Below are 16,545 nucleotides of genomic sequence, written 5' to 3'. Positions count from 1 at the left end.
GTTTCTCATATAAATTGTGTTGATTATCGGAGACCTATGTGAAAATGATTTTTGTGAATATCTGTAGACATGCCTGTGGTGTTTTTAATTCCTGTCTTATACGCGTAATTCTTTTTAAATCCCCATCTCCCGGCTATTTTAAGTATGTTCTCCAACACTTTCAAAAACTCTCTTTCACTACCATATGCCTGCTTTGCCTCCGTCCACAATACCGCTCCTTTCCTGTTTGAACTCCCGGGATATCTGATGTCGATATCATTACCATTTATATGTCCCTTATGTCCTATATTCCTTTTATCCCCGGCAGAGATATCATTAAAATATAGCTTGTCCTTATAGCCGTTTCCCGGCAATGAATAGAAAAAACCAAATAAGGCTGCAGCAATACCAGGCGCTATATAATTATCATCGCCCCCGTCCCTGGTGCCATATCTTCCCCAGTTGGGGCCAGTTTCCGGGAATGGCAACAGGCCGTTTCTATTTTTGTGCAACAGGAATGTTTTAACAAGCGTACCGGCGTTGTACAGGTCGTACTTATATTGATGGGAAGTGGCATTTTGTTCTACCATTGTGTAACTGAAAGTATCTATTTTAACAATGTACCTGTTCAATGCACCACTGGATATTTTCCTATGCCGGCAGTTGTTTACCCGGAATAAAACAGATGAATTTGTGTCAAAGAAATGCTTCTTTTCTGCATGTGAGCTTTTACCATTTGAAACTGCATCCAATCCCACCACCCTGCTTATTTTGGTGGTTACTTCTGTATTACCGTTAGCAGCGAGATGCAGTCCTTTCCACTTCCAGAAAGCCATTGAAGAGAGTACGGCTATTTTTATATCCGTAGCCACCAGGTCCGGATGGAGAAGGATCTCAGCCTTTTCTTTCTGCGTAAAATTGTTTGCGTAAGCATAAGCTGCCCGGCCGGTAAGCTGGATAAGTCCCCGTCCGCGGAACTTCCATCCATCTCCTTTTTGTATATTTCCTAACGTCTTCCCCTTTACGGAATCGGGGCCGTATACATAATCAGCAATATGTTGTTGGTTTTCCTTCGTTACGCCGGGATGAGCCGGTTTTCTCACTGCTCTGCCCCATGCTTTCGCCTTTATTTTACCTGCTGCTGTTCTGAAAGGTGGGAAATTTTTATCCAGGTCTTCCCAATACCAATTGAAGCTTTCTCCTTCTTTGATGTTCAGAGATCCGCCGCTTTCAATGGCTACCTGTGCAAAAAAGTGTGCCTTATTCCAACAGGTGTTCATCCCGGTTTGTTCCATAAAACTGTTGTAGGTGGCAGCTGCCGTCTGTAATGCGGGCATGGTTGCGTGGGTGAATATTTTAGCCAGTTGTTCAGTAGTAACCGTCTCATTACATGCCGGGCATTGGATATCAGGCTCATTTGTTGCCAGTTGCTCGCCCAGCACTACCGGGGCATTTTTCCTGGAGTGCCTGTTGAGCAGTTTGTCAAACCAGTTTGATAGTTTTATATGCTGATAGTAACTGATATTGTCCGGGTTCAGGATATTTTTATCTGCTATTTCATGTGGATAGAAGTACTTATCTGAAGGAGACTTTATCACTACATAGAAGCAGCGGAGAAAGCTATCTTCCAGGATGCTTCCTGCTTTCAGCCGGTTTGAGTCTATCTCTGCGTCTGCTGTTCCATATTCATTTATATAAAGTTTACCGCTGAAGCAGTACTTATCTTTTGTCTGATACCTGTTTTCCCATATCTCAAAAATTAATTCTTCTCCTGTAAGATTGGTAGTTTGTACGTGCATGCTGAACTGCTGGCCGTACTTATAAACTTTATAAGCAGGATGATGCTGCTGGTCGTAAAAGTGTACAGCTACTACACGCCGTTTTATATTGAGTTCCAGGTACGTTCCTTTTTCCTGCATACGCTTATTACTTTGCATTTGCGGTACCCAATATTGAGTTCCATCGCAGGTAATCGTTTTCATATCAGCAAACCGGATGCAGTTGGTTGATATAGGTATTGCAAACAACAGGCGGAATGTATCCCATTCAAAACCGGTGTTAGTTAACAGTGGCTTCAGACTTTTTGTGCTGATATCGAGTTGTACCTGCCCTTCGGCATTGAAAGTTACTATTCCAAGATCCTTTACATGATGAATACAATTCGCCGGATTTATCTGTAACAGATGAAGGGGTATGTTTTCGTTTGCCGCTTCCCGACTGCTGATAACTGCCCGCACTACCTCCCGCCAACCTGCGTACGATTTATAAATTAATTGTTCATCCGTAAAACACCAGCGGATAATCTTTGCTTTTACTGCATTTACCGGGAGCGTTTTTTGAGAATTACCCAAGCGCGCACTGATAATGAATCCGCCCTCCTGTGAAGCAAAGGCATCTGATACTGTATTGGAATGAGCTCCATAAGGATTCCAGAGAACAGGCCCATCCAATGTTTCATCATACTCCATTAGTGTTTGCGCAGAAAGGGTATAATACTTTCCGATAATCCAGTTCGTACTCCCATTCTGGACGAGTATCTTTAATATTTCATTATTTTTTACTTCAAAGTGCCAGGCGGCATGTTGATTACTAATACCCTCTTTTTCCGCAATGCTCACGGATACTTCTATCGTATACTTTCCGGGAACAATAAGATGAATGTCGCCATTGACTGTGATGGCCGGCCCTGTGCCTATGGGACTGCCGTTTAGGAGCCATCGGATAGCCGTTACAGGTACAGGCTGTGGTATGGTACGCATCATTTCTGATACCTGAAAATGCATGTTTGTACGGGGCCTCACTACATGTACTGAGGCCCGGTTGATCACCGATATGGCACCGCTGTTTGGGGTTTGGATTTCTTTGCTGACTACCTGTGAATGTATCTCACTGTACATGGTGGCGGAAACAATATAAGTGGCAGAGGCATTGGTGGGTGTGAACCAGATTTTGTCACTATCAGATATGGCAATTGTGTTTTTGCTATTATCAGTTACCCGCATAGACACCAGCTCTCTTTCTGCCTCGGTTGGAGGAGTTATCTTGTATACTGCTTCTGCACAAACCGGAATCCCACTCTGCAGACGGCCGGATTTATGAGACATTCCATTAATAATGAATTTCTCTTTAAGTGTGTTGTTATCCACATGTATATCTATGTAAGCGATGCTATCTGTTTGCTCCTTTCCGAAGGCCAGTACCCGGTAATTGCCGCTGGCACTAAATGAGAATGGTAACCGGGAACCGGATGATTCGAATGATGCAATGCTGCTGCTATAATCGTGATGATTGAATATTTTCCATTGTACCGCTGATTCGTCCGGAGAGCTACAATTATAGTAGCTTTCAACCTCAAATAATAAAGGCTCATTGATCCTGACGGGAATGTTATCCTCCTTCTCACTATTAAAATCCGCCGGAGGGTTGCGCTTCTCAATATGTAAAGTAATTGCACGTAGGGCAGGAAACTCCCTGCGCTTCGGCCGGGTGGCAGCTAACGGATTTAGTGCCGGTGCAGCAGTATATTCACTTTCAGAAACGCTGTGATGAGTAACGAAAGCTGTTTGTCCGTGATGGATAATGCAAACAGAGGAACTTCCTGATACAGTACAGACAGCGGTACTGTTTTCCGTTAGTATTTTTCCACCATTGGAAAGTGTAATGCCAGGCAATACGTTCCGCCATTGGGTAATATTCGGAATGCAGGGCTTGCGCGTTAGTGTGCATGCACCAAATGTACCGGGTATAAACGGGTTTCCTGTTTCGTTGGAGCCGGCAACCGGTTTGGAATTCCCGCTTGCATCATTCATGTATTCGGCGCCTGTGGAAACCTGTATTTTAGCGGGAGTACTTCCAAAACTACATTTGCATAAAGCTCCCTGTACTACAAAGTGTTGGTCTGCCATCTTTTTAATACAGTTTTATTTTTCAGGATTATGAATGACGGCGGCTTTATGAAATTTTATACCTTTCTGTTTGCCATTGATGACTACAGATTTACCGGAATGAAGAAACAGATCTCCGGAACTATGCCAGCGGATACTTTTTCCGGTTTCTATGTATTTTTTGCAGGTGATCAGCACGCATCCTGCGGGGTTATTACGCATGTGTTGGTGTTTTAGAATAATTTTGACTTCTCTGTACTTTTTATATTGACAGATTTTCCTGAACTGATCTGCATATTTTCTTTTGAGCTGTCGATGTTTATTTCTTCTGCATGCTTATCTATTTCCCGTGCTTGCACATTTATATTTTCCCGTGCCATCTTGGTGATATTGGTTGCTGTCAGGTGATAATCGTTCACTGTATATTGATAGAGACAGTTGCCGGCTTGTTGAAGTATGTCCATGCCGGCAGAGTGGTTGATGTTATTTCCGGCATTGATACTGACATTTTCAATAGCATTAATGCGGATATTTTTGGCAGTTATATTTATTTTTTCCGGTGCTGAAAGCGAAATGTTCTGGCTCCTGGTATCCATCATGATGGTATTGCCGCCTTTATCGGTGATGATAATATTTTCATCGCCATCTGTATCGTCGAGGCGAATCATGTGACCACTACGGGTTTTAATCGCTTTGATATTATTCATCGGATCTCCGAGTCCGGGAGCTGCTTTCCCATTATAGGCGCAACCGGTAACGTAAGGTGCTTCTGGATTGCCGCCTTCGAAATCCACCCATACCTCTTCATTTATTTCAGGAATAAAATAGAACCCTTTGTTGGCGCCACCATGTGGCTGATGAAGCCTGATCCAGGGTGAGCTTCCCTGCTGCCAGACAAATTTTACCCGGACACGCCCAAGTCCTTTGGGATCATGGTTATCGGTTACAATGGCGCTTTGGGCTTCGCAACGGGGAATGTTCTCCAGGTTCATAACGGGTGCCGTTATATCAGCAGGAATGCCTTCGAACGTATTGTAATAGTCGCCGTTTCCGTTGCAGTGGTGTTCCAGCATCGTAAGCACAAATTCACCATAATCTTCCCGGTTAGATAGATCTTCCTGTATACTAACTATATCTCCTATACGCAAACCGGTATTCCGGCTACTGCCTTTTATGGAAACCAGACCGGCTATTCGTCCTTTGTAAAAATGGCGTGTAAGTGCAGAAAGTTCTGCAGCAGCATTACTGCCAAATACATATGGAACTTTATAACTGTTTTTATACGGATACAGTTTTTCGCTTAATGATTGTACCTGATGCGAGTGGTGGTTGATGTTGCTGAAAGCTATCTCACGACTGTCTTCTTCCAGGATCCTATGTAACCTGTACTCATACGCTTGAAACGTTTGATGGATGGGTATAATTTTGTATTCCAGCTGAAAATCGATCAGATCTTTCTGATGCACCAGATTGTTTTTTTGAGGACTGTACTGACCAAAGAAAATTTGCTGCCCGTTATAAAAGAAGTGTTCTCCATAGCGTTGGGAAAGCCGGTGGAGAAAATCAAATCCTGTTTCTTTGTATTGTACAATATACTTCAGCGGTTGTGTAAAAGCGGGGTTCACCTGTGGAGGCAGGGCAAAGGGGTAACAATTTTTTATAACGGTGTTTACAATGGATGATAAGGCCAGCTGCTCATAAGATTGTATATGTGGACTACCGGAAAGTAGTATTGTGGGACTGTTGCCATGAAGTATACAACTACCTGCATTACCATTATTTTCTTTTCCTGCATTGATGCCGGTAATGATCCCGTTAAATAACAACGGGATAAACATTCCATCCACTTCAACGGGCCGGATACATATGCTGATTTCTTTTCCCAGTAATGATCTGCCCGCTGCAACAGCATTTGATCCATACTGAGATAGCCAATCGTATCCTATGCCTATCTCAAATTCATGATGTTGCCTCATGTATTGTTTCAGGTGTAAAAACTGAAACTGACTGAATTGTTGTTCGCCAATTGATATGGTTGTTGTGGTATACAGTGCCATGACTAAGTGAATTGAAAGAGTTGAGGATATGTTTTGGTGAGGAGTTAACTTGAAGTTATTAGCTGATAACAAACGTGAAAACTAAATTATGTAATTAATTTTAATTGATGAAAAAATAATTAAGATTCCTACCTAAAAATTATTTTTATCATATCGTTTTTAATAGTTAAAATTTTATGTCATTGTGATATAATGCTTATCAATATTGTGTTTCATTGTATTTTTATTTTTGAAAGAAAATAAAAATATTTTTTTGACTGTGTTTATTTTTATCTGAAAAGAAATAAATTGTGGACTGATGTTTTCTTTTATGTTGTTAGTTGGTTTGTTATCCGGCAATACTTTCACAACAACAGGTGTTCCATCCGTAGTAAATGTATGTTGCAGGGAGCAGGATTAAGCTGATCTAATCATTCAGTGTAATCTTGTTCTATGATTTATTGTTCATGTTAATCTATCATGGAAATGATTCACGCAACACGACCCGGATTGGTGCTTGGTTTTCACGGTTGTGAAGAAAAAGTAAGAGACGCATTGGTAACAGGAAGTATTAGAATGAGTCCCAGCAGTAAACCATACGATTGGCTGGGAAGCGGATGCTATTTCTGGGAGAATAGTTATGAACGGGCATACGATTACGCATGCAATCCTCCGGGAAATAAAGTGATCCGGTCGCCGGCGGTATTGGGAGCCGTGATTGATTTGAAATTCTGTCTTGATCTTCTGGATACAACTTGTTTGAATCTTGTACGGGAGTCTTATCACGCATTGTTTAAAGCTGTTGTGAATGACAAAAAAACGCTGCCTGTGAATATGCATGCAAAGGGATCGCAGGATTTATTGTTAAGGAATCTCGATTGTGCAGTAATTGAGAATCTGCATATCGACAGGCAAATGAAAAATTTATTGCCTTATGATTCTGTCAGAAGCGTTTTTATGGAGGGTGATGAGCTGTATCCTAATGCAGGGTTTAAGAACAAGAATCACATACAGATCTGTATTCGTAACCCAAATTGTATCAAAGGCTACTTTAACCCTATCAAGGATGTATACTGGCAGGGACACGTTCCATTAAAGGACAATAATGCTGAACAACTTGAGGAGGTTTGATCTTTTAACTGATAAATTTATAAGATGACTGACAGAGATTACCAGGAGATGCTACAGATCCTTAAAGAACAGCAGGAGCTTGTTAGCCGTGATGCTGATGCGGCTCATGAACTCCTGGTAAGACTTAATATTCTCCATCTTTGTATACCCCAGGATGCTTATACAGAGATGGAAGTAGTATATCCCGTAGACACTTTTTCAGAAGGAATTTATGTGGAAACCAAGCTGCGCACTTTTCTATGTAACTGAGATATAAACCCTCAAATAAAAAGGCTTTAAGAACCCGCGTTCTCAAAGCCCTGACTTCTAACTTATCAATCAACAGTCTTAGTTTATTGTTAGATTCTTCCAGTCGCCGCCGGAGTTATTGCCAACCCAGTACCCTATCATCCCGTTTTTTTGCTTGCTGAGTAATGTAACTGTTAAGCATCTGTCGCCGTTCAGATAGGCAGTTGCCTCCGTATCCGTTACTACTATTTTTACATGAAACCATTTGTTGGGATCTGTAGACGGGTTTACCTCATGCTCATATTTTCCGGGATATTGTTCTCTTAGAAACGGCCAGTCGTTTGCAGGAAGCGAAATATATTGTACAGCATGACTTCTCCTGCCGGCTTCCGGAACCTGGAAGTTAAAGGGCCTGAAATAAATAGCGTCATAAGTGGAATCGTTTACGCCGTGGAAAGCAATGCCTACAAAACTTTGCTGTAAAACATTTTTCCCTTTCACATCAAACTCAATAGTGCCATTGGCAAATTGTTTATTTTTAATCCAGGCTATTCCTGCGCCCGGCGCTTCATTCAAATGAATAACAGCGTCACCGCTTACAGTGCGGTTTACCGCCTGTAATTCCTGTGCTGCGCATATGTGGGCGAAGCCGATAATACCACTTAAAGTGAGCATAACATAACGTAACATGTGTATCCTGTTTTATAATCCGCAAGAGATGTTTGCAAAACCATGCCGGATAGATTGACTTTGAGTGGTAGTATTTTTTATATTTTCTATTATTAAATATGTTCGTTAATGATACAAATGGTTGTTCATGCCCGTACAGTTGGCGATAGGATTAAAAAAAGAAGCGGATAAGCGGGATACATCTCCCTGACTTATCCGCTTCAGATATAAAAAAAGTAGATTATTGCAACAATGCGCCATTCAAACGGCCCAGTTCCGTTTCAGCAAGTTTGGTGTTATAACGCGCCTGTATAAGCCGGTAATAGGAATCTTCCAGGCTTTGTTGCGCTATTTTTACTTCAAGGATAGTGGATACGCCCTGTTTGAAACGTTCTAACGCTACCATCGCATTTTCCCTCGCAAGATCGTTTGTTTCTTCTTCCAGCGATACCTGTTTTTTATAGTATTCGTAATCTTTGAATGCGTTGTTCAATGAGAGGTCTACCTGGGATTTTACGTTATCCAGTGTGATATTCTGGAAATCAAAGTCTATCCGCGCATTTTGCACCTGTCTTTTTACATTAAATCCATTGAAGATAGGAATAGCAGCAGTAAAGCCGTAGTTAAAAACCGCATTCCGGCTGAACCGCGGACTGAAAGCATTGGACGCAGCATTGGAGGTATTCCGGTTATAATTATATCCTGAATTGAAGGATATTACCGGGAAATAATCTGCTTTACGTTCCTTCACCGTGAGTGCAGAAACATTTACGTTCTGTTGTTGTACTTTAATAGCGGTATTGTTGTTGGCAATATTTTGTTGCAACACCGCAAAAGAAAGACCACTGTTTAACGGAATGGAATCTACCACGTCGTAACCGGTAGCGCCGGCGGGAACCGCCATTAACTGATTTAGTAACGACTTGCTTTGCTCTATCAGCGTTTGCTGGCGGATATATAATGCCTTCTGCGCATTCAGATCTACTTTTGATTGCAGGAGATCTGTTTTAGGCGCAAGCCCTGTACTGAATTTGGCGTCAGATAATTTTACCCGTTCTTCGGAGATGGACATCTGCTCCGCGAGGGCTTTCAACTGTTGCTTTTGTTGTACAATGTTATAGTATCCGCCGATGATAGTGGAGATAGAATTCTGCACCTGGTCTTTTATAGCCAGCTCGCCGAGGTCGCGGATAGATGCTATTTTATTGCGGGTGGCGAACATTTTTAAACCGTCAAACAACGTCCAGCTGAGGGTTACGTTGCCGGTGAGATTGTTGCCCTTAATGCCGCTGGTATCGCGTTTGGTGCCGTTCACAAACTCCTGTTTGGTGGCAGTACTATTCCAGGTAGTCCCTGCTGTGGCATTCAGGCGGGGTACAAATGCAAAATTCGCATAGGCGTAGTCGTTAGCAGATAACTCTGCTGTATTTCTGGCTAAACGGATATCGAAGTTGTTTTTCAGCGCCACGTCTATCGCCTGTTCAAGGGTAAGTACCTGTTGCTGTGCTTTTAACGCACCTGAGCTTACCATTAAAAGGAGTAAGAAAAAACACTTCTTTATATTTTTCATCATAAATAGCATAATCGTGATCATTCAAATCTGTTATAATCAGGCGTGTGCTGCTGCTACCTGTGCTTCCTCATCATTTTCCATTTCATCTTCCTCGTCGGTATTATTGTTTTTGCCTCTGCGCGACAGGAAAGTATACATCGCCGGGATTACAAATAAAGTTAACACCAGGGAGAAGATGATTCCACCCACAATAACGATCCCCAGCGGAATACGGCTGGTGGCGGCTGCACCGAGCGACATCGCAATAGGTAACGCGCCCAGCGCCATGGCAAGACTCGTCATCAGGATAGGACGCAAACGCATCGACGACGCATGGATTACAGCGTCAGCTTTTGCCATCCCGGTATCACGCTGATGGTTGGCAAATTCCACGATCAGGATGCCATTCTTTGTTACCAATCCTATCAGCATAATTACACCGATCTGCGAAAAGATATTCCAGGTTTGATTAAATAACCATAACGACAATAATGCTCCTGCAAATGCCAGCGGCACCGTTAACATGATGATCAGCGGATCTACCCAGCTTTCAAACTGTGCGGCCAGTACCAGGTAAATGAGTACTAGTGCCAGTCCTAACGCAAACATAGTATTGGAGCCACTTTCTGCATAGTCGCGGGAAGAGCCGGACAAAGCCGTGTTAAACGATTCATTCAGCACGGTTTCCTTTTGCAGTTTATTATAGATCCGGTACATTTCATTGATGCCATCGCCGATGGTTCTGCCCGGCGCCAGTCCGGCAGATACGGTAGCGGATTTGTAACGGTTAAAGTGATAAATGATCGGCGGACTGGTTTCTTCTTCAATACTTACCACGTTATCAAGCTGTATGGCTTCACCGCGGGAGTTGCGTACATAAAGGTTTTGCAGATCCATCGGATCATCACGGTCGGCGCGGAACACCTGTCCCATTACCTGGTATTGTTTACCATTCCTGATAAAATAACCATAACGAAGGTTACTCAATGCCAGCTGTAAGGTGGAGGAGATATCCTGTACCGAAACGCCAAGTTGTGTTGCTTTATCGCGGTTGATATGTATGCGCAGTTCCGGTTTATTGAATTTCAGATCCACATCCGTTCCCTGGAATACGGGGCTGTTGCCTACTTCTTCCATAAACTTAGGCAATACCTTGGTAAGACTGTCGAAGTTGATGTGCTCCAGCACAAAAGATACGGGTAACCCGGCGCGGCGGCCCACCTGGATTGTTTGGGATTCAATGGCAAATACTTTACCCTCCGGAAATTTGTTCATACTCCGGTTTACCATATTCACAATATCCTTCTGCGAGCGGGTACGATCATGCGGATCCGTGAGCATCACGTTGGCAAAGGCGGTGTTTACCGCACCGGAGCCACTGAAGCCGGGAGAGGTTACGCTGAGGATGATCTTCTTTTCAGGAATGGAATCCATCATGAACTTGGTAAGCTTATCCACGTAATTGTCCATGTAGTCGAACGCGGTTCCTTCCGGTGTGGTAATAGACAGGCGGAAAGTGCTGCGGTCTTCCAGTGGCGCCAGTTCCGACTGAAGTGTTTTAAAGAGGAAGTAAATCATTACCAGGCAGCCGGTAATGATTAGCCCGGCTACCCAACGGAAACGCATAAACGATTCCAGTGAGCGTTTATAACCATCTTCCATCCAGCGGAAGAAAGGTTCTGTTTTGGTATAGAACCAGGAGTGGGTATGTGTTTTACGTCCGAGTTTAACGTTTAGTACAGGCGTTAACGTGAGTGATACAAAGGCAGAGATGATTACTGCGCCGGCCACCACGATACCAAACTCACGGAACAGTTGTCCCACGAATCCCTGGAGGAAGATGATCGGTAAGAATACAAAGGCCAGTGTGATCGACGTAGCGATTACAGCGAAGAATATTTCTTCAGATCCTTCGCGGGCCGCCCTCATACGGGGTATCCCCTGTTCTATCTTCTTATAAATATTTTCCGTTACCACAATACCATCATCCACCACGAGGCCGGTGGCCAGTACAATAGCCAGCAGGGTGAGGATATTAATGGTAAAGCCGCAGGCGTACATAATAAAGAAGGCGCCGATTAAAGATACCGGGATGTCTATCAGCGGACGGAGCGCCATGAGCCAGTCGCGGAAGAACAGGTATACGATAATAATTACGAGTACCAGTGCTACTATCAGGGTTTCCTCTACTTCATCGATGGATTGTGTGATGAAGCGGGTGTTATCCATTGCAATATTCACGGAGTAATCTTCCGGGATATCTTTTTTCAGTTGTTCAAATCTTTTATAGAATTCTTCTGCAATGGCTACGTAGTTGGAGCCGGGCTGCGGGATGAGGGCGAGTGCAATCATCGGGCTGCCTGATTCTTTCAGTACGGTTTCTTCATTTTCGGGTCCCAGCACTGCCTGGCCGATGTCACGGATACGTATTTCGCTGCCGTTTACATTTTTGATGATCAGGCCGTTGAAATCGTCTTCAGATACCAGCCGCCCGAAGGTACGCACGGTAAAGTCGGTGGCGTTACCGGCAATTTTACCGGAAGGAAGTTCCACGTTTTCGCGTAACAGGGCGGCCTGTACATCGCCGGGGGTAAGACTGTAAGACGATAACCTGGCGGGGTCCATCCAGATACGCATGGCGTATTTTTTTTCTCCCCATATCTGTATGGCGCTAACGCCGGGAATGGTTTGCAGTTTTTCCAGGAGTACGTTGGAAGCGTATTCCGTTACTTCCAGCTGGTTGCGGGTGTTGCTCTGCACCGTCATGGAGATGATCGGATCGGAGTTGGCGTCCTGCTTGGATACAACGGGAGGGGCATCAATATCGGGTGGCAGCTGGCGCAATGCCTGTGATACTTTATCACGCACGTCGTTGGTAGCGCCTTCGAGGTCTTGCCCCAGTTCAAATTCCACGGTGATGTTGCTGCTTCCCTGGCTGCTGCTGGAGGAAATATTTTTGATCCCTGCGATACCATTGATTTGTTTTTCCAATGGTTCGGTGATCTGTGTTTCGATGATATCGGAGTTGGCGCCTGCATAGGAGGTGCGCACGTTCACGATAGGCGGATCGATCGCCGGGAAATCCCTTACCCCCAGAAAAGTAAAGCCCACCAGGCCGAATATCACGATAATGATATTCATCACGATAGCAAATACCGGGCGTTTGAGAGATAATGAAGGTAAACTCATGATAATTATTTTCAGATTTTCCTGCCGGGTTTCCTGTTGGCAGTGGTACTGCCGGGGACGGTGCCGTTGGGAAAACTATTATTGTATCTTATTATACTTCAACTGCATGCCTGGTTTCAGCTGGAGAATACCAGTGATAATAACCGTATCACCAGGTTGAAGGCCACTGGTGATTTGTACGCTGCTTTCGGTTCTGATGCCTGTTTCTACTGTTACAAACTTGGCCTGGCCTTTATCGGCGATAATTACTTTTTTATCACGGGTACCGGGAATAACGGCCTGGGACGGTATCAGCATGGCATCCGGGAGGTCTTTCAACAGAATTTTTACTTTGGCGAAAGAACCGGGGAAGAGGATACCGTTATTATTAGGAACGATAGCCCGGAGCTTTACAGTACGGGTGGTAAGATCTATTTTAGGGTCGATGGCATAAATGCTGCCTTTATATTCTTTATTATCACCGGATACTAAAAAGTTCACCTGGTCACCGTTTTTAATGGCATTGCGGTATTTCTCGGCCACGGAGAAGTCCATTTTCAGCGGATCTATCTGCTGGAGGGTCGTAATAATGGTAAGGGAAGACACGATGGCGCCTTCGCTTACGTTACGTAAACCGAGTTTACCGCTGAAGGGGGCGCGTAGTTCTGTTTTCTGCAGCTGGGTTTGGGTATATTCCATATCAGCGCCGTAGGCACTCACCTGGTTGCGGGTTACATCCACATCCTGCTGGCTGATACCATTTATTTTAAGGAGGTTTTCCTGGCGTTCCAGGGTTGTTTTGGCCAGTTGTTGCTGTAATTTAAGCTTCTGAAGCTGTGCTCTGAGGTCTTCATCATATAGTTTAACCAGGAGGTCTCCTTTTCTTACGGTGGTTCCTTCTTTAAAATAAAGGTGTATGATGCGGCCATTAATTTCCGGTTTCACCTCTACTTCTTCATTGCTTTGCAAGGTGCCGCTTGCTTCAATAGATTGATCGAGCCGGGAGGTTTTAACGATCCAGGCGTCTGTAAGCAGTAGCCGGGAAGCGCCTCCTTTTGCGCCGGATGCGGCAGCAGCCGGCTCTCCGGCTGATTTGTTGCCGGCTATTTTCTTATAAACGAGGAAAATGACGATACCGGCTGCGGCCAATATAACTATTGTGCGAACGGTCTTTTTGGTGATGGCCATATCTTTTTATATGTGTTTTTCTAACTTTTGCTACTGATTCATAACAGAGAAACAGGCTCCTAAAGGGATACTATCTCACAAGCCGGACAAATTTACGCATTGAGGAGGCTGAATGCTCCGGGCAACTGTTAAATAGCGTTAATGCTTTAGATAAGTGGCTAAATAGCCGGTTGAATGGAGATATTTTAAGATTTATATGTTTTGGATTTCAGAGAATGGCGTAATTGTCCCGAAAAAGGCGACTTTTGTGGTAAAATATGCAAATCTGTAATCCAACCAGTATCAAAAATATATAAATTCTTTTATTAACAAAGCTATGAATATGTTTACTGTATTGGGTTTGGTAGGATTGACCCGGTTAGAGCGTCCTTAAAATTCGGGCTATCTGTTGGCAATTCAATAAAAATTATATTTTTGCAGTCAAGTTTTAAACCAAAAACACTTAAAATTATGTCAGACATTGCATCAAGAGTTAAAAAGATCATCATTGACAAATTGGGCGTTGACGAAGCCGAGGTAACTCCTGAAGCCAGCTTCACCAATGACTTAGGCGCTGACTCTTTGGATACGGTAGAACTGATTATGGAATTCGAAAAAGAATTCAACATCTCCATTCCTGACGAACAAGCTGAAACTATTACTACTGTTGGCCAGGCAGTTGCTTACCTGGAAGAACATGTAAAATAATCCTACTAATCAGAATTGTTTTAATGCAACCAAGACGAGTTGTCGTTACAGGTTTAGGCGCTCTTACACCGCTCGGCAATACTGTAGCCGATTTTTGGCACGGATTGACGAACGGTGTATCCGGCGCGGATTATATCAAGCAATTTGATGCTTCCAAGTTCAAAACCCGTTTTGCTTGCGAACTGAAAAATTTTGATCCTGCTAACTACCTGGACAAAAAAGAGGCCCGTAAAATGGACCCCTTTACACAGACGGCTGTAATTGCCGCAGATCAGGCGATACTGGACGCCAATATCAATAAAGACAAGATCAATGCTGATCGTGTTGGGGTGATATGGGGCACTGGTGTTGGAGGTATGATCAATTTCAGTCACGAGCTGAGAGATTTCCATACAGGGGATGGTACGCCCCGCTTCAGTCCTTTTCTAATTCCGAGGCTTATTCTTGATATCGCAGCCGGGTATATTTCTATCCGTCACGGTTTCAGGGGGCCTAATTTTTCCGTTGTATCAGCCTGCGCATCTGCTACCAATGCCATTATTGAGGCAATGTACAGCATCCGTTACGGCAAAACCGATATGGTGATTACCGGCGGATCGGAAAATGTGATCAATGAGCCTTGTGTTGGCGGCTTCAACGCCATGAAGGCCCTGTCAGAAAGGAATGAAGACCCAAAAACTGCTTCCAGACCCTTTGATCTTGACCGCGATGGTTTTGTAATGGGTGAAGGAGCTGGCGCATTGGTACTGGAGTCGTTAGAACACGCACAGGAAAGAGGCGCCAGGATATACGCAGAGTTAGCCGGCGGCGGCGCTACTGCAGACGCATATCACATCACCGCTCCACATCCGGAAGGACTGGGCGCTTTAAATGTAATGCGGAACGCTTTGGCAGATGCCGAAATGCAGGCCAACGAAATCGATTACATCAACGTTCACGGTACTTCCACTCCGTTGGGAGATATTGCCGAAGTAAAAGCCATTCAGCGCGTTTTTGAAGAGCATGCTTATAAAATGAACATCAGCTCTACAAAATCCATGACAGGGCACTTACTCGGGGCTGCCGGCGCCGTTGAATCCATAGCCGTAATTATGTCTATCCTCGATGGCATAGTTCCTCCTACGATCAACCACTTTACTGACGACCCGCAGTTAGACCCGAAACTGAATTTTACTTTTAATATCGCACAAAGGAGAGAAGTAAACGCTGCATTGTCCAACACCTTTGGGTTTGGCGGACATAATGCTTCCGTGATTTTCAAAAAATTTGTTCCTTGATCTTGATTGTGTGAGTTTACTGCCAGGTTTTTTATATCGACTAGTTTCCAAAAAAAGGCACTTATATAAAGAGCTGCACAACCTGCTGGGCTTCCCGCCTGGTAACTTTGCCCTTTATGAAGTGGCCCTGAGCCATCGTTCCAGTAAAGAAAAATTCCTGGAAAGCAACGAAAGGCTGGAATACCTCGGTGACGCTATTCTCGGCGCCATTGTGGGTGACTACCTCTTTAAAAAATATCCCTATAAAACAGAAGGATATTTAACAGAGATGCGCTCCAAGATCGTTAACCGGCAACAACTGAACGATATCGCTATCAAGATGGGCTTACGCAAGCTCACCATCTACGACAAATACAACAGCTTTCTCAAAATAAGCCAGATATTCGGCAATACCCTCGAAGCCCTCGTAGGTGCTGTATACCTCGACCGCGGCTATAATAAAACCCAACAGTTTGTGCATAAACGCATTATCATGCCTTATATAGACATGGAACTGCTGGAAACCGTGGAAATGAACCACAAAAACAAATTATACGGCTGGGCCAATAAAAATGGTAAAACGCTGGAATTCGAACTCCTCGAAGAACAGATGGACAACGGCCGGCGCATCTTCACCGTAGGCGCTGTGGTAGACGGGGAACTCATCTGCAGCGGCAAAGCCTTCAATAAAAAAGATGCCAGCCAGATCGCCGCACAACAAGCCATTATACAGCTGGGGTTAACCGACTAACTGTTTTTAGCAAGAT

At 44.0% G+C, this 16,545-nt stretch carries 12 protein-coding genes; 5 read left to right on the top strand and 7 right to left on the bottom strand.

Features of this window, described 5'->3' with window-relative positions:
* Positions 1-23: 23 nt before the first annotated feature.
* Genes V7S65_RS19815 through V7S65_RS19805 form a run of 3 tightly spaced genes read right to left on the bottom strand, consistent with a single transcriptional unit; the run spans position 24 to position 5,920 of the window.
* The gene (locus V7S65_RS19815) at positions 24-3,884 is read right to left on the bottom strand and encodes a PAAR-like protein (protein WP_336387830.1); all 3,861 of its coding nucleotides are present in this window, start codon (positions 3,882-3,884) and stop codon (positions 24-26) included.
* Between the two features lie 15 nt (positions 3,885-3,899).
* Positions 3,900-4,085 carry a hypothetical protein gene (locus V7S65_RS19810; protein WP_133256116.1) on the bottom strand — a complete coding sequence of 62 codons (186 nt, stop codon included), beginning with the start codon at positions 4,083-4,085 and terminating at the stop codon, positions 3,900-3,902.
* 11 nt (positions 4,086-4,096) lie between these two features.
* Positions 4,097-5,920, bottom strand: coding sequence for a type VI secretion system Vgr family protein (locus tag V7S65_RS19805; RefSeq protein ID WP_336387831.1), 1,824 nt, complete (start codon positions 5,918-5,920; stop codon positions 4,097-4,099).
* Between the two features lie 459 nt (positions 5,921-6,379).
* On the opposite strand from V7S65_RS19805, the gene V7S65_RS19800 reads away from it, so the two are divergent.
* The gene (locus V7S65_RS19800) at positions 6,380-7,030 is read left to right on the top strand and encodes a hypothetical protein (protein ID WP_336387832.1); all 651 of its coding nucleotides are present in this window, start codon (positions 6,380-6,382) and stop codon (positions 7,028-7,030) included.
* 24 nt (positions 7,031-7,054) lie between these two features.
* Positions 7,055-7,279: a hypothetical protein gene (locus V7S65_RS19795; protein ID WP_336387833.1), complete on the top strand. Its 225-nt coding sequence runs from the start codon at positions 7,055-7,057 to the stop codon at positions 7,277-7,279.
* A 78-nt stretch (positions 7,280-7,357) separates the two neighbouring features.
* Here the strand turns inward: V7S65_RS19795 and V7S65_RS19790 are convergent, their stop codons facing one another.
* The 4 genes from V7S65_RS19790 to V7S65_RS19775 form a co-directional block, all read right to left on the bottom strand.
* Positions 7,358-7,948, bottom strand: coding sequence for a family 16 glycoside hydrolase (locus tag V7S65_RS19790; RefSeq protein WP_079469783.1), 591 nt, complete (start codon positions 7,946-7,948; stop codon positions 7,358-7,360).
* A gap of 220 nt (positions 7,949-8,168) precedes the next feature.
* Positions 8,169-9,458: a TolC family protein gene (locus V7S65_RS19785; protein ID WP_336387834.1), complete on the bottom strand. Its 1,290-nt coding sequence runs from the start codon at positions 9,456-9,458 to the stop codon at positions 8,169-8,171.
* Positions 9,459-9,536: 78 nt separating this feature from the next.
* Entirely contained in the window at positions 9,537-12,668 is a 3,132-nt protein-coding gene (locus V7S65_RS19780) for an efflux RND transporter permease subunit (RefSeq protein WP_079469781.1), read from the bottom strand.
* 78 nt (positions 12,669-12,746) lie between these two features.
* Entirely contained in the window at positions 12,747-13,835 is a 1,089-nt protein-coding gene (locus V7S65_RS19775) for an efflux RND transporter periplasmic adaptor subunit (RefSeq protein WP_111577008.1), read from the bottom strand.
* A gap of 450 nt (positions 13,836-14,285) precedes the next feature.
* On the opposite strand from V7S65_RS19775, the gene V7S65_RS19770 reads away from it, so the two are divergent.
* Genes V7S65_RS19770 through rnc form a run of 3 tightly spaced genes read left to right on the top strand, consistent with a single transcriptional unit; the run spans position 14,286 to position 16,529 of the window.
* Positions 14,286-14,522, top strand: a complete 237-nt coding sequence (locus V7S65_RS19770; RefSeq protein WP_012788038.1) for an acyl carrier protein — start codon at positions 14,286-14,288, stop codon at positions 14,520-14,522.
* 23 nt (positions 14,523-14,545) lie between these two features.
* The gene (fabF, locus tag V7S65_RS19765) at positions 14,546-15,799 is read left to right on the top strand and encodes a beta-ketoacyl-ACP synthase II (RefSeq protein ID WP_079469779.1); all 1,254 of its coding nucleotides are present in this window, start codon (positions 14,546-14,548) and stop codon (positions 15,797-15,799) included.
* A gap of 10 nt (positions 15,800-15,809) precedes the next feature.
* The gene (gene rnc, locus V7S65_RS19760; protein ID WP_079469778.1) at positions 15,810-16,529 is read left to right on the top strand and encodes a ribonuclease III; all 720 of its coding nucleotides are present in this window, start codon (positions 15,810-15,812) and stop codon (positions 16,527-16,529) included.
* Positions 16,530-16,545 lie beyond the last annotated feature (16 nt).

It is taken from the genome of Chitinophaga sp. CCNWYY40 (genome assembly GCF_037483205.1).
Taxonomy (GTDB): Bacteria; Bacteroidota; Bacteroidia; order Chitinophagales; family Chitinophagaceae; genus Chitinophaga; species Chitinophaga ginsengisegetis.
This window is presented reverse-complemented; position numbering and strand designations above follow the sequence as displayed.

What these genes read in the sequence shown, in the direction of transcription:
- V7S65_RS19815 (WP_336387830.1), bottom strand. Translation starts at nt 3,884, where the DNA reads ATGGCAGACCAACACTTTGTAGTACAGGGAGCTTTATGCAAATGTAGT.
- V7S65_RS19810 (WP_133256116.1), bottom strand. Translation starts at nt 4,085, where the DNA reads ATGCGTAATAACCCCGCAGGATGCGTGCTGATCACCTGCAAAAAATAC.
- V7S65_RS19805 (WP_336387831.1), bottom strand. Translation starts at nt 5,920, where the DNA reads ATGGCACTGTATACCACAACAACCATATCAATTGGCGAACAACAATTC.
- V7S65_RS19800 (WP_336387832.1), top strand. Translation starts at nt 6,380, where the DNA reads ATGGAAATGATTCACGCAACACGACCCGGATTGGTGCTTGGTTTTCAC.
- V7S65_RS19795 (WP_336387833.1), top strand. Translation starts at nt 7,055, where the DNA reads ATGACTGACAGAGATTACCAGGAGATGCTACAGATCCTTAAAGAACAG.
- V7S65_RS19790 (WP_079469783.1), bottom strand. Translation starts at nt 7,948, where the DNA reads ATGTTACGTTATGTTATGCTCACTTTAAGTGGTATTATCGGCTTCGCC.
- V7S65_RS19785 (WP_336387834.1), bottom strand. Translation starts at nt 9,458, where the DNA reads ATGGTAAGCTCAGGTGCGTTAAAAGCACAGCAACAGGTACTTACCCTT.
- V7S65_RS19780 (WP_079469781.1), bottom strand. Translation starts at nt 12,668, where the DNA reads ATGAGTTTACCTTCATTATCTCTCAAACGCCCGGTATTTGCTATCGTG.
- V7S65_RS19775 (WP_111577008.1), bottom strand. Translation starts at nt 13,835, where the DNA reads ATGGCCATCACCAAAAAGACCGTTCGCACAATAGTTATATTGGCCGCA.
- V7S65_RS19770 (WP_012788038.1), top strand. Translation starts at nt 14,286, where the DNA reads ATGTCAGACATTGCATCAAGAGTTAAAAAGATCATCATTGACAAATTG.
- fabF (WP_079469779.1), top strand. Translation starts at nt 14,546, where the DNA reads ATGCAACCAAGACGAGTTGTCGTTACAGGTTTAGGCGCTCTTACACCG.